At 36.4% G+C, this 25,169-nt stretch carries 30 protein-coding genes; 16 read left to right on the plus strand and 14 right to left on the minus strand.

Annotation, left to right across the window (positions count from 1 at the left end):
• Positions 1-54 precede the first annotated feature (54 nt).
• From ku to ACHUFV_RS01170, 7 genes are all read left to right on the plus strand, one after another.
• Entirely contained in the window at positions 55-894 is an 840-nt protein-coding gene (gene ku / locus ACHUFV_RS01140) for a non-homologous end joining protein Ku (protein WP_394231653.1), read from the plus strand.
• A gap of 117 nt (positions 895-1,011) precedes the next feature.
• Positions 1,012-1,671: a phosphatase PAP2 family protein gene (locus ACHUFV_RS01145; protein WP_394231655.1), complete on the plus strand. Its 660-nt coding sequence runs from the start codon at positions 1,012-1,014 to the stop codon at positions 1,669-1,671.
• A 48-nt stretch (positions 1,672-1,719) separates the two neighbouring features.
• Entirely contained in the window at positions 1,720-3,210 is a 1,491-nt protein-coding gene (glpK, locus tag ACHUFV_RS01150; protein WP_394231657.1) for a glycerol kinase GlpK, read from the plus strand.
• A gap of 658 nt (positions 3,211-3,868) precedes the next feature.
• The gene (locus ACHUFV_RS01155; protein WP_394231659.1) at positions 3,869-4,069 is read left to right on the plus strand and encodes a cold-shock protein; all 201 of its coding nucleotides are present in this window, start codon (positions 3,869-3,871) and stop codon (positions 4,067-4,069) included.
• A gap of 288 nt (positions 4,070-4,357) precedes the next feature.
• Positions 4,358-5,806 (plus strand): DEAD/DEAH box helicase, encoded by a 1,449-nt coding sequence (locus ACHUFV_RS01160; protein WP_394231661.1) that lies wholly within the window; start codon positions 4,358-4,360, stop codon positions 5,804-5,806.
• 113 nt (positions 5,807-5,919) lie between these two features.
• A complete protein-coding gene (locus ACHUFV_RS01165; RefSeq protein WP_394231663.1) occupies positions 5,920-6,120 on the plus strand; it encodes a cold-shock protein in 201 nt (66 codons plus the stop codon).
• A gap of 75 nt (positions 6,121-6,195) precedes the next feature.
• Positions 6,196-6,603, plus strand: coding sequence for a cytosolic protein (locus ACHUFV_RS01170; RefSeq protein ID WP_394231665.1), 408 nt, complete (start codon positions 6,196-6,198; stop codon positions 6,601-6,603).
• Positions 6,604-6,640: 37 nt separating this feature from the next.
• Here the strand turns inward: ACHUFV_RS01170 and ACHUFV_RS01175 are convergent, their stop codons facing one another.
• The gene (locus ACHUFV_RS01175; RefSeq protein WP_394231667.1) at positions 6,641-6,931 is read right to left on the minus strand and encodes a DUF6509 family protein; all 291 of its coding nucleotides are present in this window, start codon (positions 6,929-6,931) and stop codon (positions 6,641-6,643) included.
• A gap of 156 nt (positions 6,932-7,087) precedes the next feature.
• On the opposite strand from ACHUFV_RS01175, the gene ACHUFV_RS01180 reads away from it, so the two are divergent.
• Complete coding sequence (locus ACHUFV_RS01180) at positions 7,088-8,518, plus strand: NAD(P)H-hydrate dehydratase (RefSeq protein ID WP_394231669.1); 1,431 nt, start codon at positions 7,088-7,090, stop codon at positions 8,516-8,518.
• Positions 8,519-8,616: 98 nt separating this feature from the next.
• Here ACHUFV_RS01180 and ACHUFV_RS01185 read toward each other — a convergent pair whose 3' ends face one another.
• The 3 genes from ACHUFV_RS01185 to ACHUFV_RS01195 all read right to left on the minus strand — a co-directional run bounded on the left by ACHUFV_RS01185 (position 8,617) and on the right by ACHUFV_RS01195 (position 10,695).
• Positions 8,617-9,306: an LrgB family protein gene (locus ACHUFV_RS01185; protein WP_394231671.1), complete on the minus strand. Its 690-nt coding sequence runs from the start codon at positions 9,304-9,306 to the stop codon at positions 8,617-8,619.
• Complete coding sequence (locus ACHUFV_RS01190) at positions 9,303-9,671, minus strand: CidA/LrgA family protein (RefSeq protein ID WP_394231673.1); 369 nt, start codon at positions 9,669-9,671, stop codon at positions 9,303-9,305. Before ACHUFV_RS01190 ends, ACHUFV_RS01185 begins: the two co-directional genes overlap by 4 nt.
• 133 nt (positions 9,672-9,804) lie before the next feature.
• Positions 9,805-10,695, minus strand: coding sequence for a LysR substrate-binding domain-containing protein (locus ACHUFV_RS01195; protein ID WP_394231675.1), 891 nt, complete (start codon positions 10,693-10,695; stop codon positions 9,805-9,807).
• A 136-nt stretch (positions 10,696-10,831) separates the two neighbouring features.
• Between ACHUFV_RS01195 and ACHUFV_RS01200 the strand changes: the two genes are divergently transcribed.
• Positions 10,832-11,692 (plus strand): Cof-type HAD-IIB family hydrolase, encoded by an 861-nt coding sequence (locus ACHUFV_RS01200; RefSeq protein WP_394231677.1) that lies wholly within the window; start codon positions 10,832-10,834, stop codon positions 11,690-11,692.
• Positions 11,693-11,762: 70 nt separating this feature from the next.
• Here the strand turns inward: ACHUFV_RS01200 and yppF are convergent, their stop codons facing one another.
• Positions 11,763-11,990 (minus strand): YppF family protein, encoded by a 228-nt coding sequence (gene yppF, locus ACHUFV_RS01205; protein WP_394231679.1) that lies wholly within the window; start codon positions 11,988-11,990, stop codon positions 11,763-11,765.
• A 332-nt stretch (positions 11,991-12,322) separates the two neighbouring features.
• Between yppF and ACHUFV_RS01210 the strand changes: the two genes are divergently transcribed.
• The gene (locus tag ACHUFV_RS01210) at positions 12,323-12,757 is read left to right on the plus strand and encodes a hypothetical protein (protein ID WP_394231681.1); all 435 of its coding nucleotides are present in this window, start codon (positions 12,323-12,325) and stop codon (positions 12,755-12,757) included.
• 105 nt (positions 12,758-12,862) lie between these two features.
• On the opposite strand, the gene ACHUFV_RS01215 is transcribed toward ACHUFV_RS01210, so the two are convergent.
• Positions 12,863-13,591 (minus strand): hypothetical protein, encoded by a 729-nt coding sequence (locus ACHUFV_RS01215; protein WP_394231683.1) that lies wholly within the window; start codon positions 13,589-13,591, stop codon positions 12,863-12,865.
• Between the two features lie 526 nt (positions 13,592-14,117).
• Here ACHUFV_RS01215 and ACHUFV_RS01220 point away from each other — a divergent pair.
• Positions 14,118-14,378 (plus strand): PH domain-containing protein, encoded by a 261-nt coding sequence (locus ACHUFV_RS01220; RefSeq protein WP_394231685.1) that lies wholly within the window; start codon positions 14,118-14,120, stop codon positions 14,376-14,378.
• Positions 14,379-14,386: 8 nt separating this feature from the next.
• Here the strand turns inward: ACHUFV_RS01220 and ACHUFV_RS01225 are convergent, their stop codons facing one another.
• Entirely contained in the window at positions 14,387-14,551 is a 165-nt protein-coding gene (locus ACHUFV_RS01225) for a Spo0E family sporulation regulatory protein-aspartic acid phosphatase (protein WP_394231687.1), read from the minus strand.
• Between the two features lie 212 nt (positions 14,552-14,763).
• On the opposite strand from ACHUFV_RS01225, the gene ACHUFV_RS01230 reads away from it, so the two are divergent.
• Complete coding sequence (locus tag ACHUFV_RS01230; RefSeq protein WP_394231689.1) at positions 14,764-15,321, plus strand: 5' nucleotidase, NT5C type; 558 nt, start codon at positions 14,764-14,766, stop codon at positions 15,319-15,321.
• Positions 15,322-15,347: 26 nt separating this feature from the next.
• Here the strand turns inward: ACHUFV_RS01230 and ACHUFV_RS01235 are convergent, their stop codons facing one another.
• Complete coding sequence (locus ACHUFV_RS01235) at positions 15,348-15,488, minus strand: hypothetical protein (protein WP_394231691.1); 141 nt, start codon at positions 15,486-15,488, stop codon at positions 15,348-15,350.
• A gap of 191 nt (positions 15,489-15,679) precedes the next feature.
• Here ACHUFV_RS01235 and ACHUFV_RS01240 point away from each other — a divergent pair, with 191 nt between their 5' ends.
• Positions 15,680-15,865 (plus strand): hypothetical protein, encoded by a 186-nt coding sequence (locus ACHUFV_RS01240; RefSeq protein ID WP_394231693.1) that lies wholly within the window; start codon positions 15,680-15,682, stop codon positions 15,863-15,865.
• 54 nt (positions 15,866-15,919) lie between these two features.
• Here the strand turns inward: ACHUFV_RS01240 and ACHUFV_RS01245 are convergent, their stop codons facing one another.
• Positions 15,920-16,276, minus strand: coding sequence for a DnaJ family domain-containing protein (locus ACHUFV_RS01245; RefSeq protein ID WP_394231695.1), 357 nt, complete (start codon positions 16,274-16,276; stop codon positions 15,920-15,922).
• A 150-nt stretch (positions 16,277-16,426) separates the two neighbouring features.
• Here ACHUFV_RS01245 and ACHUFV_RS01250 point away from each other — a divergent pair, with 150 nt between their 5' ends.
• Positions 16,427-16,639, plus strand: coding sequence for a hypothetical protein (locus tag ACHUFV_RS01250; RefSeq protein ID WP_394231697.1), 213 nt, complete (start codon positions 16,427-16,429; stop codon positions 16,637-16,639).
• A gap of 113 nt (positions 16,640-16,752) precedes the next feature.
• Here ACHUFV_RS01250 and ACHUFV_RS01255 read toward each other — a convergent pair whose 3' ends face one another.
• Positions 16,753-16,929, minus strand: coding sequence for a hypothetical protein (locus ACHUFV_RS01255; RefSeq protein ID WP_394231699.1), 177 nt, complete (start codon positions 16,927-16,929; stop codon positions 16,753-16,755).
• A gap of 540 nt (positions 16,930-17,469) precedes the next feature.
• On the opposite strand from ACHUFV_RS01255, the gene ACHUFV_RS01260 reads away from it, so the two are divergent.
• A complete protein-coding gene (locus ACHUFV_RS01260) occupies positions 17,470-18,039 on the plus strand; it encodes a GNAT family N-acetyltransferase (RefSeq protein ID WP_394231701.1) in 570 nt (189 codons plus the stop codon).
• 60 nt (positions 18,040-18,099) lie between these two features.
• Here the strand turns inward: ACHUFV_RS01260 and ACHUFV_RS01265 are convergent, their stop codons facing one another.
• A complete protein-coding gene (locus ACHUFV_RS01265) occupies positions 18,100-18,768 on the minus strand; it encodes a DUF3889 domain-containing protein (RefSeq protein ID WP_394231703.1) in 669 nt (222 codons plus the stop codon).
• A gap of 277 nt (positions 18,769-19,045) precedes the next feature.
• Between ACHUFV_RS01265 and ACHUFV_RS01270 the strand changes: the two genes are divergently transcribed.
• The gene (locus ACHUFV_RS01270; RefSeq protein WP_394231705.1) at positions 19,046-19,339 is read left to right on the plus strand and encodes a hypothetical protein; all 294 of its coding nucleotides are present in this window, start codon (positions 19,046-19,048) and stop codon (positions 19,337-19,339) included.
• Positions 19,340-19,383: 44 nt separating this feature from the next.
• Here ACHUFV_RS01270 and ACHUFV_RS01275 read toward each other — a convergent pair whose 3' ends face one another.
• From ACHUFV_RS01275 to ACHUFV_RS01285, 3 genes are all read right to left on the minus strand, one after another.
• Entirely contained in the window at positions 19,384-21,012 is a 1,629-nt protein-coding gene (locus tag ACHUFV_RS01275; RefSeq protein WP_394231707.1) for a glycosyl hydrolase family 18 protein, read from the minus strand.
• A gap of 30 nt (positions 21,013-21,042) precedes the next feature.
• Positions 21,043-21,669 (minus strand): hypothetical protein, encoded by a 627-nt coding sequence (locus tag ACHUFV_RS01280; protein WP_394231709.1) that lies wholly within the window; start codon positions 21,667-21,669, stop codon positions 21,043-21,045.
• A gap of 374 nt (positions 21,670-22,043) precedes the next feature.
• Positions 22,044-25,166, minus strand: coding sequence for an MMPL family transporter (locus ACHUFV_RS01285; protein ID WP_394231711.1), 3,123 nt, complete (start codon positions 25,164-25,166; stop codon positions 22,044-22,046).
• Positions 25,167-25,169 lie beyond the last annotated feature (3 nt).

Here is a 25,169-nt window from a genome sequence, read left to right on the forward strand (position 1 = left end):
GTCTTTTCATTTAACACAAATTAAGAAAAATAAAATAGAAATGGAGAATGACAAATGCATACAATTTGGAAAGGGAGTATTAGCTTTGGACTGGTCAATATTCCAATAAAGCTTCATTCAGCAACAGAAGACAAGGACGTTAAATTAAGGACCCTCCACAGAGACTGTCATTCGCCGATAAAATATGAAAAAGTTTGTTCTGTCTGTAATGTAGAAGTGAAACCTGAGGAAATAGTGAAGGCATATGAATATACAAAAGGAAAATATGTGGTTTTGGATGATGAGGAACTTGAAGCATTAAAAAAGGAAAATGAGGATAAAGCAGTTGAGATTATTGATTTTGTTAAGATGAATGAAATTGATCCTATTTATTATGATCGCAGCTATTATATGTCTCCCGGAGAAAATGGCGGTAAGGCCTATTCGTTATTACGAAAGGCCTTAGAGGAAGCGGGGAAAGTTGGAATTGCTAAAATCATGATCAGGTCAAAGGAACAAATGGCTGTCATACGTGTGCTGGAAAATACACTCGTGATGGAAACCATCCACTTTCCTGATGAGGTTCGACCAGCCATCGATGTTCCCAATGTTCCTCTAGAGGATAAAGTGACGAAAAAAGAACTCGATACGGCTATTATGCTGATCGATCAATTAACAACTGAGTTTGATGCGTCAAAATATACGGATGAATATCGAACAGCGCTATTGGATTTAATTGAGTCAAAACGAAGCGGCCAGGAAGTTGTAACATCGGCAGAGAAAACAGCGATAGCAAACGTTACGGATCTCATGGCTGCATTGCAAGCATCCATCGATCAAACAAAGCCGGCAAAAAAGGAGCCGATAAAGAAAAAGCGTACAGGTGCAAAACCTAAGTTGAAAAGGGAAGCATAAATTTCTGCTTCAAAAAAGCTGATTTACCCGTAGGAATACGGGTATAATCAGCTTTATGATTTTTCCAGTGGTTTTTATTTTTAAAAATTTTTACTTTACATATAAGGGATGAAACAAATGGATACCGATATACAATCAGGGAGAAATTTTCACTATATAGGCTTAGCTTTTCTAGTACTTGTCCTTTTTATCTATGGATTCATCAGGATTTCCCAGCAATTAAGGGGAATAGATATACGACGGTTTGATCAGACAGTGATTTCTCTTGTTCAATCTGCCATTGCACCACAATTGACAGACTGGATGTTAGGAATTACCTTTCTAGGGTCCGTCGGTTGGCTTGCTTTTGTTGTATTAGTGCTTGTTTTCATGCTTTATTGGAAGAAAAAGAAAGCGCTGGCCCTTTTCTTTGCTGCATCAAGCGGATTGGGCTCATTGATTAATATCCTGTTAAAATGGCTCTTTAAAAGGGAAAGACCTGATATTCTACCTGTTATAAGTGAGGAAGGCTACAGTTTTCCAAGTGGTCATTCAATGGGTTCATTTATTTTCTATGGTTCACTTGCATACGTAATCATTCATCTTGTTCACAAAAAAAGTCATCAATGGATCGCTGTCGTCATATCTAGCTTTGTTATCCTGCTAATTGGTTTGTCGCGAATTTATTTAGGTGTACATTATCCTAGTGATATTGTCGGTGGCTTTTTAGCGGGCGGTGCCTGGCTCCTCATCTGTGTGATTCTTTTTCGTTATTATGAGTACCGCCATCACTTGTAGTAATGATAAACTAAAGGGAGGAAACCATTTAGATGAAGGGAGAAATCGATGGATACTTATATTTTATCGTTAGATCAAGGAACAACGAGTTCTCGGGCGATATTATTTAATAAAAAAGGGGAAATCGTTCATATTGCACAAAAGGAATTCACGCAATATTTTCCACATCCTGGCTGGGTCGAGCATAATGCAAATGAAATTTGGGGATCGATTTTAGCGGTTATTGCAAGCTGTTTAACAGAATCAGGTGTTAAACCTGAACAAATAGCTGGAATCGGGATTACAAATCAGAGAGAGACAACCGTTGTATGGGATCGGACTACAGGAATGCCGATATATAATGCCATTGTCTGGCAATCTAGACAAACGAGTACTATTTGTGATGAGTTAAAGGAACAAGGCTATAACACCTTATTTCGAAAGAAAACCGGCTTACTGCTTGACCCATACTTTTCCGGGACTAAAGTGAAATGGATATTGGATCATGTAAAAGGTGCACGTGAAAAAGCAGAGCAGGGGGATTTACTATTCGGGACAATAGATACATGGTTAATTTGGAATCTTTCAGGTCGTACTGCACATGTCACCGATTATTCGAATGCGTCCAGAACATTACTATTCAATATTTATGATTTAAAGTGGGATGACGAGTTATTAGAAATTTTATCGATCAATAAATCCATGCTGCCTGAAGTAAAATCCTCTTCAGAAATGTATGCCTTTACAGCCGAAGAGCATTTCTTTGGCAAAAGTATTCCCATTGCAGGTGTTGCGGGAGACCAACAGGCTGCTTTGTTTGGTCAGGCATGCTTTAATAAAGGAATGGCGAAAAATACGTATGGTACCGGCTGCTTTATGCTTATGAATACAGGAGAAAAAGCAGTTGTCTCTGAACATGGGTTACTGACAACCATTGCTTGGGGTATTAATGGAAAGGTTGAATATGCGCTTGAAGGGAGCATTTTTGTTGCTGGATCGGCTATTCAATGGCTCCGTGATGGATTAAGGATGATCAAACATTCAGCAGATAGTGAAGCCTATGCCAGAAAAACAGCCTCTTCAGAGGGAGTTTATGTTGTTCCAGCTTTTGTCGGATTAGGAACGCCCTATTGGGATAAGGATGTAAAGGGTGCTGTGTTCGGCTTAACACGAGGAACATCAAAGGAGCATTTTATAAGAGCAACAATAGAAGCGCTTGCCTATCAAACAAAAGATGTCTTAGCAGCAATGGAGGCCGATTCGGGAATCAATTTGACCAACTTAAGGGTAGACGGAGGAGCAGTAAGAAATAATTTTCTGATGGAATTTCAAAGTGATCTATTAAATGTGCCTGTTGAAAGACCAGAAATTAATGAGACGACCGCTTTAGGTGCTGCCTATTTAGCTGGAATTGCAGTAGGCTATTGGAGTGGACAGGAGGAAATTGCTAAGCAATGGGCTGTTGAGCGCACCTTTTTACCTTCCATGAATGATGATACACGTAATCAGCTTTATGAGGGATGGAAAAAGGCGGTGACGGCGGCAAGGGTATTTAAATAGAATCATAGTTGGAATCTGTGCGTTGACTCCGCAGATTCCATCATGAAACTGGCAATGAATTGACAAATGCAAAAAAAAACCTTATATTTAATAAGGACATATTTTCGTCTTTAATGCTAGCTAGATGTTTTGGTGTGACTTCAAGATATTGAGGTCACAAGTAAGTACTATCACCTTCCAATATTACTTCCTTACATGAATGAATGTAATTCCTCTTCGGAAATCCAACACTTCTAATCAAAAAAACTCAAACATCGAGAATTCAAAAATATGAGCATAACCTGATTCCTATTGGCGCGGTCTAGGAACCGTATAGATGGAAGAGAGGCAGGGCTTCTGTTGTATTAGGTTTATAAAAGAATTTCAAACAAAAAATGAAAATAGTAATATGTCTAATCTGGATGATCAATGGGACTTGGTCATCCATTTTTATATCATGATTATTGCAAGGGAATTTGTTTGTTGACATTTTCGGTAAAAGGGATTATAGTAAAGGTACGCTATTAAGTTCGGATATATATTTTTGGATAAGTTGTCGTAGCTGCGAAATCTGTGGTCGATGTTTATTCCTACAGATAGATATTGGCTGCGATTTTTTTTATGGTTAAATATTATATGTAAAACTTAGAGTGAATTTTTTATTTTTGGAGGCAACACAATGAACACAGGTAAAGTAAAATGGTTTAATGCAGAAAAAGGTTTTGGATTCATCGAGTCTTCTGAAGGTCAAGATGTATTCGTACACTTCTCAGCTATTCAATCTGAAGGATTCAAAACTTTAGAAGAAGGCCAAGATGTTAATTTTGAAATCGTTGAAGGTAACCGTGGACCACAAGCTGCTAACGTAACAAAAGCATAATTCTTGCTTTTAAGGTGATGCATGTATATATGCATCACCTTTTTCATGTGGTTATACTAGAAAGAATCTAAAGTGGACGATTTTAATGATAAATGGTGAGCTATTCACCGGTATTAACCCTGTTCGGACTAGATTTTTTCAGGTGAATAAGCGATAACCAAAGCTCCCTATATATGGTTTCTTACTTTTTCTTTTATTTATGAAAAAAAGAAAGAGTAAATGGAAACCATAGTAGCGTACAGTGGGAATGAAATCGAATGATAGATATTTAAAGGAGGAAACAAAATTTTGACAACTTTTTCAGATTTCGGCTTAAGCAAAGAGCTTGAACAAGCCGTTTATAATATGGGATTCGAAGAGCCATCACCAATACAGGCACAGGCTATCCCAATTGCATTACAAGGTAAGGATATGATTGGACAGGCACAAACTGGTACAGGAAAGACAACTGCTTTTGGTGTGCCCTTATTAGAAAAACTTAGTGTTGATGAAGGAATTCAAGGACTTGTTGTATGTCCTACACGTGAGCTTGCTGTCCAAGTGGCAGAGGAACTAAACCGAATCGGACAAGTTAAGGGTATACGCACTCTGCCTATTTATGGCGGTCAGGATATCGGAAGGCAAATTCGTGCATTAAAGAATCGCCCGCAGGTAATTGCGGCAACTCCAGGACGTTTAATCGATCATATTGAAAGAAAGACGATTCGCCTTGATCATATCAAAATGGTTGTACTAGACGAAGCCGATGAAATGCTGAACATGGGATTTGTTGAGGACATTGAGAAAATCCTTTCAAAAGTTCCTGAAGAAAGACAAACTTTATTATTTTCAGCAACTATGCCAAGACGGATTCAATCATTAGCAGAGAAATTCATGGTAGAACCTGAGCTAGTAAAAATCAAAGCGAAAGAAATGACTGTAACCAATATTGAACAGCATTATATTGAAGTTCAAGAGAAGCAAAAGTTTGATGTGCTGTGTGGTCTACTTGATATACAGTCTCCAGATCTTGCTATTGTATTTGGACGGACAAAAAAACGTGTTGACGAGGTAGTAGAAGGATTAATTAAACGCGGTTATTCAGCTGAAGGTATTCATGGCGATATTCCGCAAGCCAAACGCGACCAAGTCATTCGCCGGTTTAAAGAGCAATCAATTGATATAATGGTTGCAACTGATGTTGCTGCTCGTGGTCTTGATATTAGTGGTGTTTCTCATGTCTACAATTTTGACATTCCACAGGATCCTGAGAGCTATGTCCACCGTATTGGACGAACAGGACGTGCAGGTAATAAAGGAAAAGCTGTTACATTTGTAACGCCAAGAGAAACAGATCATTTAAGAATTATTGAAAATATGACGAAAAAGAAAATGATGAAAATGCCAATTCCAACTACGCACGATGTTTTGGCTGGGAATCAAAAGGTTGCCATTAATCAATTGTTAGAGACAATTGACAATAATGATTATCAGGAATATAAGCGATTAGCAGAGAATTTACTTGAAGATAAGGATTCAGTAACGCTTTTGGCTGCAGCTCTCAAATTAATTACGAAAGAGCCTGATGCAACACCGGTTAAATTAACAGCAGTTGAGCCGTTAAGATCGAAAAAGCCAAAAGGTGACTTTGGTAAACGCCGCGGTAACGATCGAAATAGAAGCAGTGATAAGGGCAGATCACGTGATCGGGATCGCAGAAGAGGCAGAAATCGTCCTTCAAATGAAAAAAATAGATAAAAAAATAAAATTTTATCAAAAAAAGATTATAAAATTGGATAAAATAACCCATATTAGTAGGGACAGAATTTCATTCTGATTTTTTTAGTTATTTGATTTAGGAGGAAATGTAAATGGCAACAGGTAAAGTTAAATGGTTTAATGCTGAGAAAGGTTTCGGATTTATCGAAGTCGAAGGTGGAGACGATGTATTTGTACACTACTCAGCTATCCAGACTGATGGATTCAAAAGCCTTGATGAAGGTCAAGAAGTTAGTTTTGATATAGAAGAAGGTCAACGCGGACCACAAGCCGTGAATGTAACTAAAATTTAATGACAGTAAAGCCCGCTTTTAATAAAAGCCGGGCTTTATTTATGGCAGTATGAGTAAAATAATGGGGGTACATAAATGAAAACATTTAAAGTCCAATTTCATCAGGAAGATCTGACCGAAACGATGACTGTTCAAAAATTGAGTGAGGACGATTTTAACAATCGAACGGAAGGTGGTACAAGACATTTATTCGAACTTGATACAAATGTCGGCTTTTTTATTTTCTTTGATGCGGTTGACAAAGATGGAGCAGAATCATACCTAGTCCTTCAATATGAAGATGAAAGCGAAGATCCAAGTGCTTGTTATGGATTCGAATTGAGAGACTTTTATCAATTTACAGCTTTATATTTAAATGATTTAGAATTTCAAGATGAAATGGAAGAGGGAGAGGGTGATGATGAAGAAGTATATACGCCGATCCATCATCTGGCCCATCTCTTGTATCATATTGTTGAAGTGGGACAAAATATTGAAGCATAAAAAAGAGGAATTCAGCTTAGCTGGATTCCTCTTTTTATCAATCTGCCTCATGATAATGAGTAAGGCAAAAATCGTAAACCATTTTTTCTTCGTCATCCTCAAGAGCGAATTCTAAATATTTGTTTTCAATACTGTCATAGAAGTGGTAAGATACTATTTTTGTTTGCTCGTTGTTAACAAGAAACAAGACCTTTAATTGTAAACCATGTTCTGTGTATAGTTCATCGTCCTCCGGAACTTCAATTGTTAGGAAAAATTCATAACGCTCACCTTCAAGAATCCCAGTTGGATCTTTTATTTGCTCAACCGTATATTCAGTAATATTCACTATGTAATGCATCCTTTCAAAATAAACTCTTCTAGTGGTAGTCCGCTTATAATTTGTTAGACCTTTCTCATTATACACCAACTATCTTTCCTTGAAACAGATTTTCTCATGCAGGTGTTAAAAGTATTATAATAGGAATAGGAAAGAGGGGATAGAATGTATCTTTATACGAGTCAACAAATTAAAGAAATCGATAGTCGTGCCGAACAAATGGGGATGTCACTATTCTCGTTAATGGAGAATGCGGGAAACGGTTTATTTCATAAACTATCACCATTGTTAAGTAAAACAGATAAAGTTATTATTCTTGCTGGAAAAGGAAATAACGGTGGTGACGGGATTGTACTTGCACGTTATTTAAAAAATAATGGCTACAATGCAAAATTAGTCTTTCCAATCGGTGAACCAAAAACGGAAATTGCTCTCCAACATTTGTCATACTATCAAGTATGCGGCTATAACATTGAACCATTCTCACCAGATATGACGGCTGATTGGGTGATTGATGCTCTATTAGGGGTGGGCAGTCAATTACCATTACGTGCAGATATATCTCAAATGACAGACTGGGTCAATCAATCGGGTGCTAAAGTAGCTGCTATAGATCTCCCGACAGGAGTTTCGTCTGATAAGGGTGAGATTGATGAACATGCTGTTCAAGCAAATTATACATATGCGCTGCATGGGATTAAGCCGTCGGCATTCTTATTTCCTAGCAGTGAACATTATGGAGAAGTTTCGAGTATTGATATTGGTCTGCCTCAAACGAGCGGATGGAAAGTATGGAAAAGTGAAGATGTTAGAAAAACGTGGCCAAAGCATAAGGGCAATACACATAAGGGTACCTTTGGGTCAAACCTATTAATAGCAGGTTGTGATGAAATGCCAGGAAGTGCGGCATTAGCTGCCATCGGGGCTTTACGCTTTGGAACGGGTAAGCTCACAGTTGCAACAACAAAGCATGCATCTACCATTATTGGCCCGCTCGCACCTGAAGCAACCTTCTCCTTTGATTTAAAAGTGGATGAAATAGTAGGCAGCTATTTATCCGTAGCAATTGGCCCAGGACTCCATCCAGATGCAAAGCTTGAAGGTATCATTGAACAATTGCTTAAACACCCTGTTTCACTTATTCTTGATGCTGGAGCCTTAAGTAAACGCTATTATAAGGATAGCAAAGCTCAAATCATTATCACACCGCATCCCGGTGAATTCAGCCGATTATCTGGGAAGAGTTCAGTGGAAATCCAAACCAACCGTATTTCTTTGGCATCACGGTATGCAATTGAAAATAATCTAATTGTGGTTCTAAAAGGAAAATACACGGTTATTGCTTTTCCAGATGGAACAGGGATTATTAATACGACTGGTAACCGTGCTTTATCAAAGGGCGGTACGGGTGACACTTTAACAGGTATGCTGCTAGCTAGCATTGGAATTCATGAGAATATCCATGCCGCTGTTGCCAATGCTGTCTACATTCATGGAGCCTGTGCCGATTATTGGATAAAAGAGAATGGAGATCATACCTTATCTGCTCATGATTTTAATCATTTGCTTCCAAGGATATGTGGGCAATATGCTTAACCCTTGGAAATCCTTTTCCTGCTGGAGGAGTATACTTCGGAGAGAATTGAAATAAAGAAAAACATGATGCTTTAGAAAAAATTTGATTGTCTAAAGCATCATGGCATAATATTCATTAATGAAGGAATGAGAGAGTTAACCCAGAATAAAGAAATCCACGCCGCAAAGATCATCGCAATCATTGAAAAGGTGGCTTCTTTTTCACCGTATTCCATCGCAGCACTTGTACCAGAGCCATGTGCACCCATACCTAAAGCAAGGCCCCTCGCAATCGGTGATTTAATCGAAAACCATTTAATAATATATGGACCAATTATTCCTCCAGTAATTCCAGTAACAATCACAAATATCGTTGTTAAGGATGGCAGACCGCCGATGTCTTTTGAAATTTCAATGGCAACAGGTGTTGTGATTGATCTTGGCAAAAGGCTTAGCAAAAGATCTGGTTGTAAATGTGCAAGAAATGCTAAGGTAAATGAAGAAATAATCGCTACAAATGTTCCGCTTGTAATACTGACTAAAATATTACCGATATATTTTTTTAAAAGTGACATGTGCTTATAAATAGGGATGGCAAATGCTACCGTCGCAGGACCAAGCATATGCGTGACGTATTTGGCATCTGAAATATAGGTGTCAACTGGAACATTTACAAGAGAAACCATTCCAATCAATACCAATGTACTGATAACTAATGGATTTAAAAAAGGCAATGACCATTTTTTATAGAGGTTTTTCGCAAGTAAATAAATGAAAAACGTTACTGCAGAACACATAATTATATTCATTCATTTTCCCTCACTTTCCAATTATTAACTTTTTCAGCAATAAAAGCAGTGGAGCTGATGACAATAAACGTACTTAAACCAACTAATAATACAGATTCAATTCCTTGCCAGCTAAGTAGTTCATCATAATTCACAATACCAACAGCCGAAGGAATAAAGAATAATAAAAGCTCAGCTAACAACCAGTTTCCACCCTGTTCAATCCATTCTAATTTGACAATTTTAAGTAATAAGGCTGCTAAGAGAAGTAACAGCCCTACCATTGAAGCGGGAATCGGGACGGGGAATACCGCTTTAAGCATTGATCCAAGAAACAGAAATACATGAATAAACAGGATTTGTACAATGATTGTCATGATTTTCATGTTCTTCACTCCTTCATCATTCCGTTTGGTTACTCTTACTATAATTGGAATGATGCTTACCGTAAAATACCATTATTTCATGGTTGATATAACCAAAAGTTATGAAAGGGCTTTTCATTATAAGAAAAGGTTTTCATGGAAAGACTTCATTTTTTTGTTTTAGAATAAAATCAATGAACATTCGAGCCGCGTGTGATACATACTTATCCTTTTTTGTAACAACTGCTAGATTCCACGGTGTGGCTGGAATTAGATTGAGGATTTGGATCTGTTCGTTGTCTATCCTGTTACAAATGGATTCTGGAAGAATCGTAACGCCCATATTGGCCGCCACGATTTCAGACATAAAATCCCATTGTGAGCTTTTAAACAAAATATTTGGTACAAATCCTTCGCTAATACATTGCTTCCAAATAATATCATGAAGGGCAAATTCCTCACTGAAAAAGATAAACTCTTCATGTTCAAGCTCTTGTAAATGAACAACCTCTTTAGAAGCAAGGGGGTGATTCTTTTGAACAACCAGCTTCATGATTTCACTGACGATTGGAACAATTTCAAGGTCATCTCCATGGATAGGTAATACAGCAATTCCAAGTTCAATTTCTCCTTCGAGTACGTTTTTCGTCAGCCTTGGTGCTGCATATTCCGTAATATTTATTTTGATATTCGGATAAGATTTGTGAAATTCGGCTATCACCTTTGGGAAAAATAGGCTGCCCGCAATAGGTGGAATCCCGATTTGAATCATTCCCCGCTGTAGGTTTGACATATCTTCTAATGTAATCGACATTTCATCAAGAAGTCCTAGCATCTTACTTGCATATTCCATTACAATCAAACCGGCATCGGTCACTTCACTTGATTTATTACTACGGATAATTAAGGTCATGCCCAGTTCTTCTTCAAGACCTTTAACCATTTTACTTAATGCAGGCTGCGAGATATGAAGAATTTCAGCTGCTTTTGTCATGTTTTTTTGTTTGGCCACTTCTAGAAAATAAAGTAATTGACGTATTTCCATATATAAAACCACCTTTTCATTTTGTAACGTTACGTCAATGATACTATTTAGAAATGAAAATGGGGACAGTGTAGGGAATAATTTTGTTGGTTTAATATGAGATTTTTGATACATTATCATGGGAGGAGTTGATATTATGATAAAATTACTGGCACTTGATTTAGATGGGACCTTACTTGATAAAGGAAAATATATCAGTAAAAGGAATATTGATGCAATTCTAGCTGCGAAACAAAAGGGAATCGAAGTGGTCATTGCAACAGGCCGGGCTAATTTTGACGCACAAAATCTGTTTAAAGATTTCCCATTTACTCCTTGGATCATCGGAACAAATGGAGCAACAATACATAATCCCAGTGGAGAATTATTTCATTCTGTACCATTGGAAAAGTCTCTTGCTATCTCAATGCTGAAGGTGCTCGAGGAGAACCATCTCTATTACGAGGCGTTTATCGAAGGGGAAATATGTGCACCACAATATGGTCAGAAACTTTTATTTGAAGAAATCGCACAATTAAAAAAGACTGAACCAGAAATAGATTTGGACCACTTTCAATTGGAAGTAGAGATTCAATTTGGGCAATCTGAATTTCATTTTATTTCTTCTTATCAGAAATTAGTGGAAACAAACAGTGAAATTTATAATATTCTTGCGTATTCCTTTGATGAGGATAAGCTTAAGAATGGCTGGTCCCAATTTTCTGATATTCCCAATATAACAATTGTTCAATCAGGAGTTCATAATTTCCACCTCCAGCACAATCAAGCTTCAAAAGGGAATGCCTTAACAATCCTTGCCCGGAAGTTACAAATTGATTTAGTAGATTGTGCAGCAGTAGGGGATAATTATAATGATTTGTCGATGTTAGAAATTGCCGGACTAAGTGCTGCGATGGGAAATGCAGATAAGGAAATTCAAGAGGTCTGTGACTTTGTAACGAAGTCTAATAATGAGGATGGAGTGGCATACTTTATCGAAGCATTTCTTAAGGATTAATATAAACGAATAAAAAACAACCAACATCATTCTACATATTTATAAGGATGAAGTGGTTGTTTTTTATTGCTTAACTAGTAAAGTAATAATATATATCATATGGTTTGCTCTTAATAATGAAAAATTGAGGTTTTTCAGCATTTCGTTCATTCAGTTCAGAAAATAGCTGTTTATATTCTACTATAGAGAATTCTCCATAAATATAGCCTTTCTGAAGATAGTCTAGAAGTTCATTGACGTGTGACGGTTTCCGTTTCTTCTCTAATGTGTAACGATAAATGAGGTTTTCCAAAAGCATGAATAATCCCCCGCTTTCTTTTTAAATAAGATGAATGATCCTGTATCCAAAAACAGTATATCATGTAAAATTTGTTAAAATTATTTTTATAAAATTCAAACTTACGACACTTTTTTACAATATTATACGTCTGTTAGAGAGAGGGAATCCTGCATCTCCATTGTTAATCAAAAGGTATATATAGTTATTGAGGAAAAATGTCGAATTTAATAGTAAATTTAATATTATGAAAACGACTAAATTTGGAATGGAGGAGGAATATATAGTGAATTTTGTAAAATTTTGTCCTAAATTTTCTTTATCATGGTAAAATGACTAAAGGAGGGGACTTTATGGGATTAAGAATCATATTAACAGCTTTACTTTTGTTTTCTTTGGCTGCATGTAGTTCAGCTAACCAGTCTTCGACAGAAGATAATAATAGTACTAGTGATGATAGCAGAGAATTGACAGATGAAGAACAAAAATATATTGATTTTCTATTAGATGAGGACTACAAAGCCTTGATTTCCATGACTGAAAATCAAGAGTCTGAAATAAAAAAGGATTATTATCATCTTGCATCTGCACTACAGTTATTTGAAGAAGTGGAAAAAAGAAAAAAGGATTCTACTGCAACCAACGAAGAGCTTGAATTAAGGTATTCTACAGTGCTACAAAAGCTGCGGGTAGTGAAATATATTCCAACAGAGATTAGTGACAAAGTAAAAGAAGTAAAGAAATTATCACAATTTCAAAAAGATTTTTATGCGAATAAGCAGCTATAGAGAGAAAAGACTGCTAAATAATGCATTACCCTTACATAGCTGTTTAAAGAAAAAGATGCAATTTCCAATTAGAGAAACTGCATCTTTCTTGTTAGATGGTATATTTTATAGTTGTATTTTTACATCCTGAAGTGTTAGATATTGTCCATCTGTAACGGTAATGTACATATCAGCCTGTACATTTTCATTTGTTACTATACTTGTTAGCTGATGACTGCTGTCAGAGCTTACCTCTAAATATCCCATTCCAATCGCACTATCTAAAAGAACCTTATACTCTCCCGCTGCTATATCCTGCCCAACTTTATACATTCCATTCTCATAAATACCATCTTTAGGTTTGACAGATGGGGCAGTTGCCACGGGATACATTTCTGCGTCCTGAAGCTTAAAATATTCTCCGTCATGCAAGGTTACATATGTGTGTGCACCATTACTTAAATTTTCATTAAAGACGATACTTTCTAATTGTCCTGTACTATCCGATGCACTTTCAACATAGGCAAACCCTTTTGAAAATACGACATACTCACCGGCAGGAATATCTGTTCCTACCTTATAGGTTCCTTTTTTTATTTTTCCGCTTGCTTCAGCCTTTGCAGGTGGAGTCACGTCTTCAGCTTCTTCCTCTGGAGGTGCGTCAGGAGTCTCAGCTACATTCTCATTTTCCGTATCCACTGTTGCTTGATCAGCTGTATTCTTTGTTGTATCCTTGACAGCAGTGTCTGTACCTTCATCATTAAAGAAGGAAGGTAGGGCGATAATGATAATAAATGCTAGCAGCCATACCCACCATTTCTTATAAAAAGGTTTGTTACCTCTTTCCTTTGCCATGTAGATACCTCCTAATTTAATTGATACAGGCGTTATTCCATAGTCTGAACCTGCGAAATCAATTCAATGCACTGCTTAGGTGAACAGGTATTGGAAATAAAATTAAATCAAGATTACAATATTTAGTTAATAAACTAAATGGTATGTATATATAATTATGTCGAAAAATGTTATACGGAAATAATTGAAAATGAAAGCGCTTTCTGATATGATTAATTTAGGTTGGATGGCACGCGTGGCCATCATCGTATTTAGCGTAGGCGGGGCTAAATACAGGGGATAGCTTTTGAAATCATCAATGGGTCATTACCTTTTATTGAATACTTTTAATAAAGAATGACAACTAGTCATTTGATAACATTTTGCGTATGACGTTCAAGAAAGCTGTCTCTATTATAAAAAAGGTTCTATTTAAAGAAAATTAGGTCATATTTGTAAAACCTATTCGAAAAATCGAATAGGTTTTATTTTTTTGCCTTATCCTCATTAGATAGCATGACCATTACCTTATTAAGTGCAGAAATATATGTGGAATATTAAAGATATACAAGAGGTAGAATTATTGGCTGAAATGCCTGAAGTAACCATTAAATCAAATGGCTTTGCGACGGGGACCATTGCAAAGGGGATATTCCGTGTAAACGAATATGGCAGCAGTTTATTATTTATTCAAAAACAACCGCCATATCTTTATATAAAAGTAAAGAATCAGCCTATTTTTATTAATGGAGAATCCCCAGACGAGACTAGAGAGTGGTATAACAAAGTAATAAGTAAGACTCATTAGGCCATCCATTATCGGTATAGTTTCTGGTATTGTAGAATCAATTCATCAAGCTTTTGACTGACTGTAATCGTTTTAGCACTGTTGAAACCATGTTTTAAACCTGTTTCAATCAAAACTTTTCGATGTATTTCAATCATTGATTCAATGTTCTCTTGTCTATAAATAGTACTCATTGTATAACCTCTTTTTTTAAAATCAATATTTCCATTTTACAATTAAAGTCATTTAATTGTAAATTGGGATTTTCCATAGGTAACTATTTGGATTTTAGATAGTATTTTTTTTCGTCAAGCGAGAGTTTTGCTTTTTCATTTTTGACTAACAGATGTCACCATATTAAAATTGAAATAGTAAGGAAATTTGAAGATAGCTGAGGGAATCGTATATGAAATTCGGATTTGATATTGATGATACATTGATTAATTTAAGGGAACATGCTTTTCACATTTATAATAAACAGTTAAACACAAATATATCTTTGGCTGATTATCATGCGCTAAAAAGAGTTGAGATTCATGAACCTTTTGGGTTAACCGATGATGAAGGGAAGGATATGTGGAATCGTACGCTGGAGGAAATTTATTATACAAATTGCCCGGCATTTCCTGACGCAGTAGAAACCCTTAATAAACTTGTAAGCGAAGGGCACGAAATCTACTATATTACATCAAGGCCAAAGGTACATGGTGAGCGCACAAAGGAATGGATGAAAAATCAGGGGTTTCCGGTACGTGATGATAGGTTTTTTTATGGAATGCAGGATGAAGAAAAGGTGGACATAATCAAACAATTAAAGCTGGATTATTACTTTGATGATAAGCCTGCAGTGTTAAATACTCTCTCTTCAGATTCGGTTAAGGTAATTGTAAAGGATCAATCGTATAATCGTGATATCCCATTACCACGGCTGATAAACTGGAGCGACTTGCAACGAATATTATAAATTGAAGAAAAAGAAAAATCCGCAATTTATTTTGCGGATTTTTCTTTTTCTTCGGCACAATCAAAACATAGAGTCTCCATTTCATCTGTATATACACCAGTAAAAAAACCATCTAAACAATAAATGTCTTTACCGCACTTACAGCAGGTGCTGACAAGTTCCCTCATGATTAATAGCCCCTTTTCATTTTATTTTGAAAGCCTTTTATACTAATTCTTCAATTAGAACAATAAACCCTACATAACGGAGCTACATTTATTTGGTGTTACCACTCGAAAAGTGAATCACATAGTTTATAAAGATTTGGAAAGGATAGGAGTGATGTATCATCTTTTTAAATAATTAGGAGGTTTGTTAAATGGGAGAACAGTGGGCAGAACTGTCGGGAGATAAAAGACAGCAGTTTGCTGAACAAATTTTCCAAGAAATGCAGGAGGGCTATTATCAATCCTCGATGGCATTTTGTCAGGAATTGTCCAAAGAATTGGAAGGATCAATTCAAACCTTAGACATCTCTGTAAAGCAAAAAAAATTATATGATTAAGCTGAAAAAGTGAAGGCGGGGAGTTGGAATATAGGAAAAAACTCCCCATCGTTGTTAATTGAATAATTTATTATAAATCTTATTTGTATATTCAATAAATTTCGAATTGGATCGTAGTTTACGATCGACAACAAGCTCATCGAATTCTATTCTTTTTTGGTAATCCCCTTTATCCAGTCCTTCTGTTGCTGTATTGAGTAAATCTTCAAACGTGATGGCTGAATTTTTTTTATTCTTTTGTTCAGAAAGATAGCCAGCATTCTTTAACATGCGGTAGCCCATTTTTAATTCCGGTGATAATCCAGGTAAGTCATCTGAATAATCAAGTGGCTCTCCCATGCCGGGCAGGTCGTCAAAATCTCCGTTATCAATTGCCTTTTTGATTTTTTCTTCAACAAAGTAATAATACATGTGAATCCCCTTTATCTGTGTAATTCATTTAAACAGTTACTAGTGTATCAGTATTTTTATGTTAAGTAAGATATTTTTGATTTATAGTAAGTAGATGTATAACAAAATGAAGAAGGCCCAAAATAAAAAATAATGTATGTGGAGGGTAAAATGGACAACAATCAAATGATTGCATTAGAAGAAAGTAATAAAATGGAACATTATCGACAGCAGCTAGCGGAGTATATATTTCATGAATCACAAGAAGGAGAGCATGTATCTTCTAGCTCGTTATACAAGGCTGTTTCCCATGAGATAAGTAATATCTCTGACAAGGGTATTGAGATTATACTAAAGCAAAAAAACAAGGAAGCTTTTGAATAAGAACAAACACAACAAAATTAGATTGAAGGAAAGCCAGGAACTTTTTAGCAGCCCTGGCTTACTTTTGTATGGTATATAGAAGTTCAATGATTACAACTTGAATAAATGTTCAATTAGCCATCAACTAGATTAGCATATGATTCAGAAATATCTTTAAATTCGCCTTCAGTTACAACGAAACCAGGGTTTTCATCCCAACAGTCAGCATGTGTTACTTTGCTAAAAATATCTAATACGACTTGATCATCCTCTTTAAATACTGCTTGGCATTTACTGCAAGTGTCTTTCATTTTCCATTCCCTCTTTCTTTTGTATTCGAGATTATTCTATCATGAAAGTGCTTACAAAAAATTGAAGAATTAATGAAATTAATATAAGCATAATAAAAAAGATAGAAAATGGGGTGTTTTTATCACCAAACTCTACAAAGAAAAGGGAATATTCAACTTAAAAGACAAGAGTAAATGTGAAAAATATGTGTCTAAAATAGCATTCCCATGAATGAAATGTGAAATTAATGTGAAAAAAGTGTGAGGTATTATTTCATTAATAGACTTATTTAATTAAAAACTATATAGATAGTGTTATATATAAAAACTATGATTATAGTGGTATTTTACACTACAATATAAATAAAAGAAAGGATTTTAATGAAAAAATAAAGAAAAATTTTATATCTATTAATGTAAGGGGAGTTTGTACTATTTGCACTGAAAAGAAAGGGGAATGGGTAGGGTTTATTATTATTTGCGAAAAACGAATACAGCTTTTTAAAATTGAAAAGATATTTATGAATCAAACGATTATGAAAGAAAATGATGGAGGAAAAAATGGTCTTGGAATTTATAACTGTCGACCACTGGGATGAAGGAATTTGGGAAGTTTGGTGTCCAATTTATGAACAGGCATTTGGAATGAAGAAAGGAAAACAAAAAGAGATAATTCGTAATATGTTTTATAAACATCAGTGTTATTTTCATATCGGGAAAGAGCAATCAGTTGTAACTGCTATAGCGTTAACAGGAAAGCTTTCTAATCTACCGGTGCTGATTATTGATTATCTTGCAGTCAGTGAGGGAGGAAGAAAAAAAGGATTCGGTCAAGCGTTTTTTCAATATATCAAAGACTGGGCGATTGAAAAAGGGAAATTTGCTGGGATTGTAATAGAAGTTGAAGCAGAAAAGACGTTTGAAAATGAAGAGCGTATCCTTTTTTGGATAAAATGCGGCTTTATCAAAACGGAATATATTCATCATTATAAAGTTGTTCCAGAGCCATACCGGGCAATGTATATGAAATTAAAGCCAGATGCGATAATTCCAGATCTTGGTGAAGAATGGTTTCAACATATTGGACACTTTCATCGTCAATCCTTTAAAGGGATGAAGAATAGATTGTGATAAGAGCAGAAAACCACACGCATTCACAGTGTGGTTTGTATTATGGATTATTTAGTCACATTACTGTACTTCATTTAGATCAAATGAAATCACTCGGTTTGTTTTTGGGTCATACCAAACATTTCCTTGTATCTTCATCGTTTCATGTGCTGACTTTAACACAAATTCATAGCTTTGCTTTGTTCGATTTGCGGATTCTTCTGTTTTTCCAATGTATTGATAATCTGTTACACGATAACCAGGATATGCAGCCTGGGTGATGGTTAATAAATATTTTCCCCATTCCTCTTGCTCTACTTCAGGTGATGGAGTGATTTCAACATTTATTACCCCTATACTTGGCTTTGATCCAAGTGCTTCAAAGGCTTTTCTGTGGAGATTGATTTTATTAACTGGGTACCCTTTTACCTGATCAACCACCTTAACCAATATTTCCTTTTGAGTTGAAAGATTACGTATTTTAAGCGTTTGACCACAGCGATAAGGAGAATTTAAACCAACTGATACGGTCATAAATTCATTATCTGACCAAGGAATATTACATTGTGTTACAGGTCCTCCATCTGTCCAAGAAGCCTGACCTTGTACAGGCTGTTGACGGTATTGCTGATATGGGGCAAGAGGATAACTCCTGCTATATTCGTATGGATATTGAAATGGATAAACAGGCCTGTGGTAATAATTCGAAGGGAGTTGGTTTGGGACGTAATAAGAATGTCTTGGAAACATACATTTTTCCTCCTCTTTCAAAAAACTCCTTATTACCTTATGATGTAACATGGTTGACCTGTGACATGAATTATATACAGACCTTTTGTAATGAGGACTTAATTGTCAAGGGTATCGCCAACATAAAATGAAATGGTTAGTTTGTACAAATATAGATTTTTTCCATATTAACAACTGGCAGTTCTAGTAACGTTTGTTATATGGGGCGAAGGGTTATGAATTCTTCTCCATTGTAGACACTAAAGCAAAATCATCATTTTCAAAGGAGGAGAGGGAAATGGAACAATTTCCAGGGCATGCAATTAGAAAGACAAAAGCCAATGAATTTGCTTTAATTTTGTATCTGGATGATTATTTAACCGAATTTGGTAACGAACTACTGGATAGTCATTCTAAACTAAAAAATGATTTACGAAACACTTCCATTCAAATTGTAAACGAGCGGTATAACGGTGTGAAGGTATCAGAAGCAAAAATAAAAATTGACGGGATTACCGTTTCGTCCATTCCATTAGAAACAAAGACAGAAATCGCAGCAGAACCTGCTGCAAAAACAAATTTCATGCATTAAAAAGAAAGGAGAGACCTATAAAACATTTAGGTCTCCCATTCTTTTTAATGTGAAGCTGCTTTTTCATCAAAATCGTTAGACATCCGCTTCATTAAGGCTGCCATCTGGGCTCGATTGGAGGTTGCGTCTGGACGGAAGGTAGCATCACTGAACCCTCCAATATAACCCTTTTGAGCTAAGGTAATAACCGCATCATAGGACCATCTGTCTTTTTTCATATCCCGAAAAGGATTTTCTATGTCTTGAATAGGGTATTTAAAAATATTGTATAAAATTTGTGCTAATTCCTGTCTTTGTAATGGTGCATTTGGGTCAAATTGATTTAGTCCCTTTCCATTTACATATCCGAGCTCCCTAGCTGTTTCTATTTCCTTCTGGGCCCAATGTCCAGTAATATCATTAAATTTGTATATTTTAGGAACATATTTTTCTTTTCCTAATGCTCTTACTAGGATAACTGCTCCTTGAGCTCTTGTCAGTGGTGCACCTGGAGAAAAGGTTGTATTAGAGGTCCCTTGCATCCAGCCCTTTTGAGAAACATGGTCAATGCTATCTTGTGCCCAAGGAAAAGCAGAAATATCAGCAAAAAATTGACTGTTTAACCATAAAGAATAATAATCCCAAGTATCAGGTGTTTCATGAAATAAAGCCCATGAACCTGTTCCTTTGATACCGTATTTCATTGGTAGACGCAATTTTGCTTTTATTGACCTTTCGTTCTCAAACCAAATGATATAATTCCCTTCGGTTAACTTTGTGTTTCCAATAAAATGATACTGATCTTTTGGAATTGTAAAGGCAGCGGTAGGTGACTGTTTCTTTTCATCAAAAGTAATCTTTCCGTTATATTTAGATACCACCGGACCGATTCTCGTACTTGAAAGACCTAATCCATGTATATTACGATTTTCTGTCGTAGGTCCATCTGTTTTCCAGATCCTTCCGTAAAAAGGCAGTCCCACAACGATTTTTTCTTTTGGAACCCCTTGATTTATCGCATATTGAATAGATTTTTCAAAGAAGGAAATGCTCGATACTGGTCCCATAGGACTGTCAGGTCCATCCCAGCTTTCATCATAGGCCATGATCATTAAATGATCGCAATACTTTGATAAATCCTTGTAATCATAAAAGCCGTGCCAGCCAGTTTTCCATCCGCTTGGGTTGGCTGCTACAGCTACAGAAACCTCTTTATCTTTCGGTATTTTTTCTCGTAATAAACGGACAAAGTCAGTATGTTCATCATGATAATCACTGCCGACTCCTTCTATATCCACATTGACTCCATCTAAATTATAATCATTAATTGCTTTAGCGATATTTGTAGCAAGTTGTTCGCGTTTATTTAAACCATTAACCCCAGCATCCTTATTCCAGTGATTTGCTAAAAATGGAACGACTCTAATTCCTCTATTTTTCATTTCCGAAATAAACGAACGTTGCAGTGTCCATGTGACATCTAATTCTCCTTTTTCTGTAATATCGAAGTAGTTCGGCGATACAACCTGTAAGCTTCCTTTTGTGTTGTTAACCTGTGAGATATAGGATACTGGCTGCCCAAAAAATAAGTAAGACATATTATATAAACCGGTAGTAGCATGTATCGGTGTACTTTTCTGCATTGCAGTTGAAAGTCCTAACATAAGAATTGATAGGATAATCAATCGCTTCATAGGTGCACCTCGTTTCATATATTCTCAGTTTCAATTGCTAAAAGCCGCTGTAAAGCGATAGCCTGGATTGGTTAGTGTAATCGTGTAAGTAATGCGATCGTAAGTAATAGTAGTATTCTTAACATTTTTTATATCAGCATTAGGGCCAACCCCAATTTGATTGAAAAAATCGTCGATATGGTATAGTTGAATTTCGGGATGTAATATATTCATAATTTGACTCCAGCCGCCTAACATGGAAAACACAGTAGAAGAGGAAGGTGTATTGGGTGTCAACATCTCTAGTTGGTTAATATTTCCATTTTTTACAGTGATTCTTAATTGATGATCAACATTTAATGGTGTGCTATATATCGTTTCATTTTGCTCTGATATAACATCAAATTGTCTTATGTAAAGCTTTGACGCTTGATCATCAGAAATCGCGTTCCATCTTTCTTTAAAATCTTGAAAAGGCAGCTTTTTTTGTACAGCAGGGTTATTATTTTCTTCAGGTTCAGGCTCTGTGTTTAAATAAGGGCGATTTGGCAGTGCTTGACTAATTTCCTGGTTTTGTTCTGTTTGTTGTTCCGTATCTGGTACGATTGGAATTGTTTTTTGTTCTTCTTCTATTGGTGCATCTTCTGAGTTTGTAATAGGTTGTTCCTGATCTATCACAGTGTTTTCTTTGAACTGTCCCTCTGTGGAGAGTTTTATGTAGGAATTCTTATTGCTTTGATCTGGTTCATTCTGAGTTGAACATGCACTCAAAGCGAAGAAGAGAATCCAAAGCCTTAACGTAAAGGTAAAAAGCTTGAACACATTATCACATATCCTTTCGTATGAAATTGGTTAGTTCATTGTAAGCTAAAATGGGGGAGGTAAAAGTTATTAATAATACTAAGTATTAAAGTGGACGTTAAGGTAGATTATTATGTATGAAAGACTTCAATTAACTTAAACATAATTTAATTATGTTAACTTTAAATATTGCCTTATAGGTAAAAAAATCCCCTTACTGTTCGTAGGGGATTTTTTACCTCATTTGCGGATTAATTTTTTGGTCGTAAAAACGGCCACCAGTTTGCTTTGCCAAAGTTTTTCACTAATACTGGAACAAACAGCGGCAAAATAATAAACGCATAGAGCAATAAGCCTGTAAGAATAATAGATGCAATCTGTAGTAAAGAGAGCATTCCAGAAGGCATCATTGCGGCAAACGTACCACCTAAAATGATGGCTGCCGAAATAATTACAGTTCCCATTTTCTTCATGGCCATGTGCATCGCTTTAGTAACAGAAAGCTCTTTATACTCATTAAATCGATCCATTAAGAAAATACTGTAATCAACACCAAGTGCCATTAAAATGACAAAAGCAAAGAACGGAACCGCCCATGAAATGCCTGTATAGCCAAAAATGTTCATGAAAATTACCTCATTAATAGACATTGCAGTATAGTAGGTGATAATCAATGAACCAATTAAATAAACAGGCATAATGATGGATCGGAATAGGAAGATTAGGATGATTGAAATACCGAGCAGCATATAAATAACTGTTTTGGAATAATCTCCATTTGACATTGTTTGCAAATCGGCATTCATGCTTGTGATTCCGCCGACAGCCACTTTAGCATTTTCAAGTTTTGTACCTTTTGTTGTTTGTGCGATCGTCGATTTAATTTCATTTATTGAATCAATTGCTTCATTTGAATATGGATTTGCTTTATAAACAACATCCAATGTCATAACTTTTCGATCGGGCGAGAAGTAAGTATCTAAAACAGGTACAAACTCTTCACTTGTCAGCATCTCCTCTGGTAAATAAAAGGCAGAAGCATTTGTGAGTCCTGATAAATATTCTTGAGCAGATGTTAATCCATCTGAAACTTGGTCAAGTCCGTCTGCACTTTTACCTAGACCATCCGTTAATTCATTCATTTGACTACCCAGTCCGCTAAAGCCTTCAAGCAATTGCTTTTGACCATTATTTAATTCGGAAAGGCCATCGGTAACGGCAGGGAAGTGACTAACTATTTGGCCCTGACCATCAGCTAATTGCTCGAAACCGTCCTGTTGTGCTTGGATTCCATCAATCAGCGCTTGTAGCCCTTTTGCTAATTCATCTTGGCCGGCAACCGCCGCTTCGTAATTTGTATTTGCTGTTTGTACACCCTCTGAAAGCGGTACAAGCCCTGCATTAAGTCCTGCGATGGCAGATGTTAGCTTTGGTAATGATCCTTGTACACCTGTTACAACTCCCTTGATTTTTCCATATTCAGGAGAGTAGAGGATGCCTTCATAGTTTTCTTCAAGGTTAGTAAAATCTTCCGGAGTAATTTGTGATAGGTTACTAGATAATTGGCTTAGTCCTTCACCAACTTGCTGATAGCCGCTGTTTAAAGTTGATAAATTGGAGGCGACATCTTGATACCCTTTTAAAAGCTGCTGATGTCCAGCTAGTAATTCCTCTGCTCCAGCTTTTGCGCTAGCTAGTCCATTTTTAATTTGAGTGGAGCCGGCAGTTCCCTGACGGATGCCGTCTTCAATCTTTGTCAGGTTATCTTCAATTTCAGATAGACCAGATTGCAATTCACTCGTACCGGAAACGAGTGTACTGATGCCATCTGTTGCATTTTCTAAATCAGGTGCTGATGCAGTAAGCTCACTTTCCGCTTGATGGAGCCCTTCGCTGATTTGCTCAATCCCATCCTTTCCTTCACCAAGTCCACTTTCCAATTCTTTAGCCTGACTTGCAAGATAAAGCTCTTCGATCGTATCACCGACAGGTCTTGTCGCTGATCGAACTTTATCTACTAAATCAACCTTCTCTAAATTCTGAGATAGGAGCTCAATGAGTTCAAAGTATTCGGTGGAGTCCATTTTTTCATCATTTTTAATCACAATTTGTGTTGATAGGGCTTCACCAGGACTGAAACTGTCTGAAATAATATTAAAGCCTTTGATAGCAGGAACATCCTCGCTAACTTCCTCAAGTGAGTTAAAGGAAAGTGTGCCATTATAGGTGATTAGAAAAGGGACACATATGACTGCGACAAGTATTAAAGAAAGCAGGGGTCTTGAAAGTGAGAATTTACCTGCAAGTGCCCACATTTTGCTTTCTCCATGCTCAGAAGCACGTTTGGACGGCCAAAAAAGCTTAGGACCAAGTACAGCCATAAAAAATGGTACAACGGTAAACAATGCGATTAATAGGACGGCAACACCGACGGCAACGGCTGCTGCTGATTGGTACAGTTGAAATTCAGAAAATCCAATCGCTGCAAAACCAATCATTACAGCTAATCCGCTAAAGAAAACAGTCCGTCCAGCATTGCGGTATGTTGCAACAATCGCTTCAGGAATCGTCTCGTTAGCTGAAAGTTCTTCTTTATAGCGGCTCAAAAGTAAAATACAATAATCTGTTCCGATACCAAACAATACAGCAACTAAGAAGATTTGTGTATAGCTTGAAATAGGAAAGTCCATGGTATCTACTAAAAAAGCAACGATCGATTGCGATGCAATATAGGTGATTCCAACTGTTACTAATGGAATGAACGGTGCGATAACGGATCGAAAAACGAGAAGTAATACGGCTAAAATAAACACAACGGTAATACCTTCAGTTTTCTTTAAGCCTTCTTGAGAGCTAGTGATCATGGCTTCACTAATTAACCAGCTACCTGTGTAATAGTGCTCAACCTTTATATCTTTAATTGTTTCATCATAAAGTTCACTCAGCTCTTGTTCACTTAAATCATCTGGCCAAGTATGCTTAATAGAAACCAGGATGGTTTTTCCGTCTTCTGAAACGAGCTGATCCTTTAGTGAATCTTCATTAAAATGAGTCAATATTTCGGTTATTCCAAGTTTTCCTTTATTTTTTTCAAGCAGTTTCACCGCTTTCTCAGACTCAGCGAAGTCAGCATCTGTAAGGCCTTTGTCATTGTGAAAAACAAGAGCAAGTGATGAGTTGTCGCCCGTGCTATTCTCCTCCTGAACCTCTTTTAAGATCTTCCCTGCCTGTGTAGAAGAATAACTATCTGGAACGGTTATATCTCCTTTTTCCCGCACAAGATCTCCCATATTCGGCGCTAGAAAAAATAAGCATAATGCAGCTGTAATCCATGCAAGGATAACAAGCCATTTGCCTTTAATGATAAATTTCACGAT

The organism is Niallia oryzisoli, assembly GCF_043641075.1.
Lineage (GTDB): Bacteria > Bacillota > Bacilli > Bacillales > Cytobacillaceae > Bacillus_BD > Bacillus_BD oryzisoli_A.

Bases quoted from the DNA above. Each gene is read 5' to 3' on its own strand.
- ACHUFV_RS01220 (WP_394231685.1), top strand. From the start codon at position 14,118: ATGTGGAATATTAAAGATATACAAGAGGTAGAATTATTGGCTGAAATG.
- glpK (WP_394231657.1), top strand. From the start codon at position 1,720: ATGGATACTTATATTTTATCGTTAGATCAAGGAACAACGAGTTCTCGG.
- ACHUFV_RS01270 (WP_394231705.1), top strand. From the start codon at position 19,046: ATGGAACAATTTCCAGGGCATGCAATTAGAAAGACAAAAGCCAATGAA.
- ACHUFV_RS01155 (WP_394231659.1), top strand. From the start codon at position 3,869: ATGAACACAGGTAAAGTAAAATGGTTTAATGCAGAAAAAGGTTTTGGA.
- ACHUFV_RS01185 (WP_394231671.1), bottom strand. From the start codon at position 9,306: ATGAATATAATTATGTGTTCTGCAGTAACGTTTTTCATTTATTTACTT.
- ACHUFV_RS01255 (WP_394231699.1), bottom strand. From the start codon at position 16,929: ATGAAAGACACTTGCAGTAAATGCCAAGCAGTATTTAAAGAGGATGAT.
- ACHUFV_RS01180 (WP_394231669.1), top strand. From the start codon at position 7,088: ATGTATCTTTATACGAGTCAACAAATTAAAGAAATCGATAGTCGTGCC.
- ACHUFV_RS01260 (WP_394231701.1), top strand. From the start codon at position 17,470: ATGGTCTTGGAATTTATAACTGTCGACCACTGGGATGAAGGAATTTGG.
- ACHUFV_RS01240 (WP_394231693.1), top strand. From the start codon at position 15,680: ATGGGAGAACAGTGGGCAGAACTGTCGGGAGATAAAAGACAGCAGTTT.
- ACHUFV_RS01245 (WP_394231695.1), bottom strand. From the start codon at position 16,276: ATGTATTATTACTTTGTTGAAGAAAAAATCAAAAAGGCAATTGATAAC.
- ACHUFV_RS01275 (WP_394231707.1), bottom strand. From the start codon at position 21,012: ATGAAGCGATTGATTATCCTATCAATTCTTATGTTAGGACTTTCAACT.
- ACHUFV_RS01225 (WP_394231687.1), bottom strand. From the start codon at position 14,551: ATGAGTACTATTTATAGACAAGAGAACATTGAATCAATGATTGAAATA.
- ACHUFV_RS01215 (WP_394231683.1), bottom strand. From the start codon at position 13,591: ATGGCAAAGGAAAGAGGTAACAAACCTTTTTATAAGAAATGGTGGGTA.
- yppF (WP_394231679.1), bottom strand. From the start codon at position 11,990: ATGCTTTTGGAAAACCTCATTTATCGTTACACATTAGAGAAGAAACGG.
- ACHUFV_RS01210 (WP_394231681.1), top strand. From the start codon at position 12,323: ATGGGATTAAGAATCATATTAACAGCTTTACTTTTGTTTTCTTTGGCT.
- ACHUFV_RS01170 (WP_394231665.1), top strand. From the start codon at position 6,196: ATGAAAACATTTAAAGTCCAATTTCATCAGGAAGATCTGACCGAAACG.
- ACHUFV_RS01250 (WP_394231697.1), top strand. From the start codon at position 16,427: ATGGACAACAATCAAATGATTGCATTAGAAGAAAGTAATAAAATGGAA.
- ACHUFV_RS01230 (WP_394231689.1), top strand. From the start codon at position 14,764: ATGAAATTCGGATTTGATATTGATGATACATTGATTAATTTAAGGGAA.
- ku (WP_394231653.1), top strand. From the start codon at position 55: ATGCATACAATTTGGAAAGGGAGTATTAGCTTTGGACTGGTCAATATT.
- ACHUFV_RS01190 (WP_394231673.1), bottom strand. From the start codon at position 9,671: ATGAAAATCATGACAATCATTGTACAAATCCTGTTTATTCATGTATTT.
- ACHUFV_RS01235 (WP_394231691.1), bottom strand. From the start codon at position 15,488: ATGAGGGAACTTGTCAGCACCTGCTGTAAGTGCGGTAAAGACATTTAT.
- ACHUFV_RS01165 (WP_394231663.1), top strand. From the start codon at position 5,920: ATGGCAACAGGTAAAGTTAAATGGTTTAATGCTGAGAAAGGTTTCGGA.
- ACHUFV_RS01195 (WP_394231675.1), bottom strand. From the start codon at position 10,695: ATGGAAATACGTCAATTACTTTATTTTCTAGAAGTGGCCAAACAAAAA.
- ACHUFV_RS01265 (WP_394231703.1), bottom strand. From the start codon at position 18,768: ATGTTTCCAAGACATTCTTATTACGTCCCAAACCAACTCCCTTCGAAT.
- ACHUFV_RS01145 (WP_394231655.1), top strand. From the start codon at position 1,012: ATGGATACCGATATACAATCAGGGAGAAATTTTCACTATATAGGCTTA.
- ACHUFV_RS01200 (WP_394231677.1), top strand. From the start codon at position 10,832: ATGATAAAATTACTGGCACTTGATTTAGATGGGACCTTACTTGATAAA.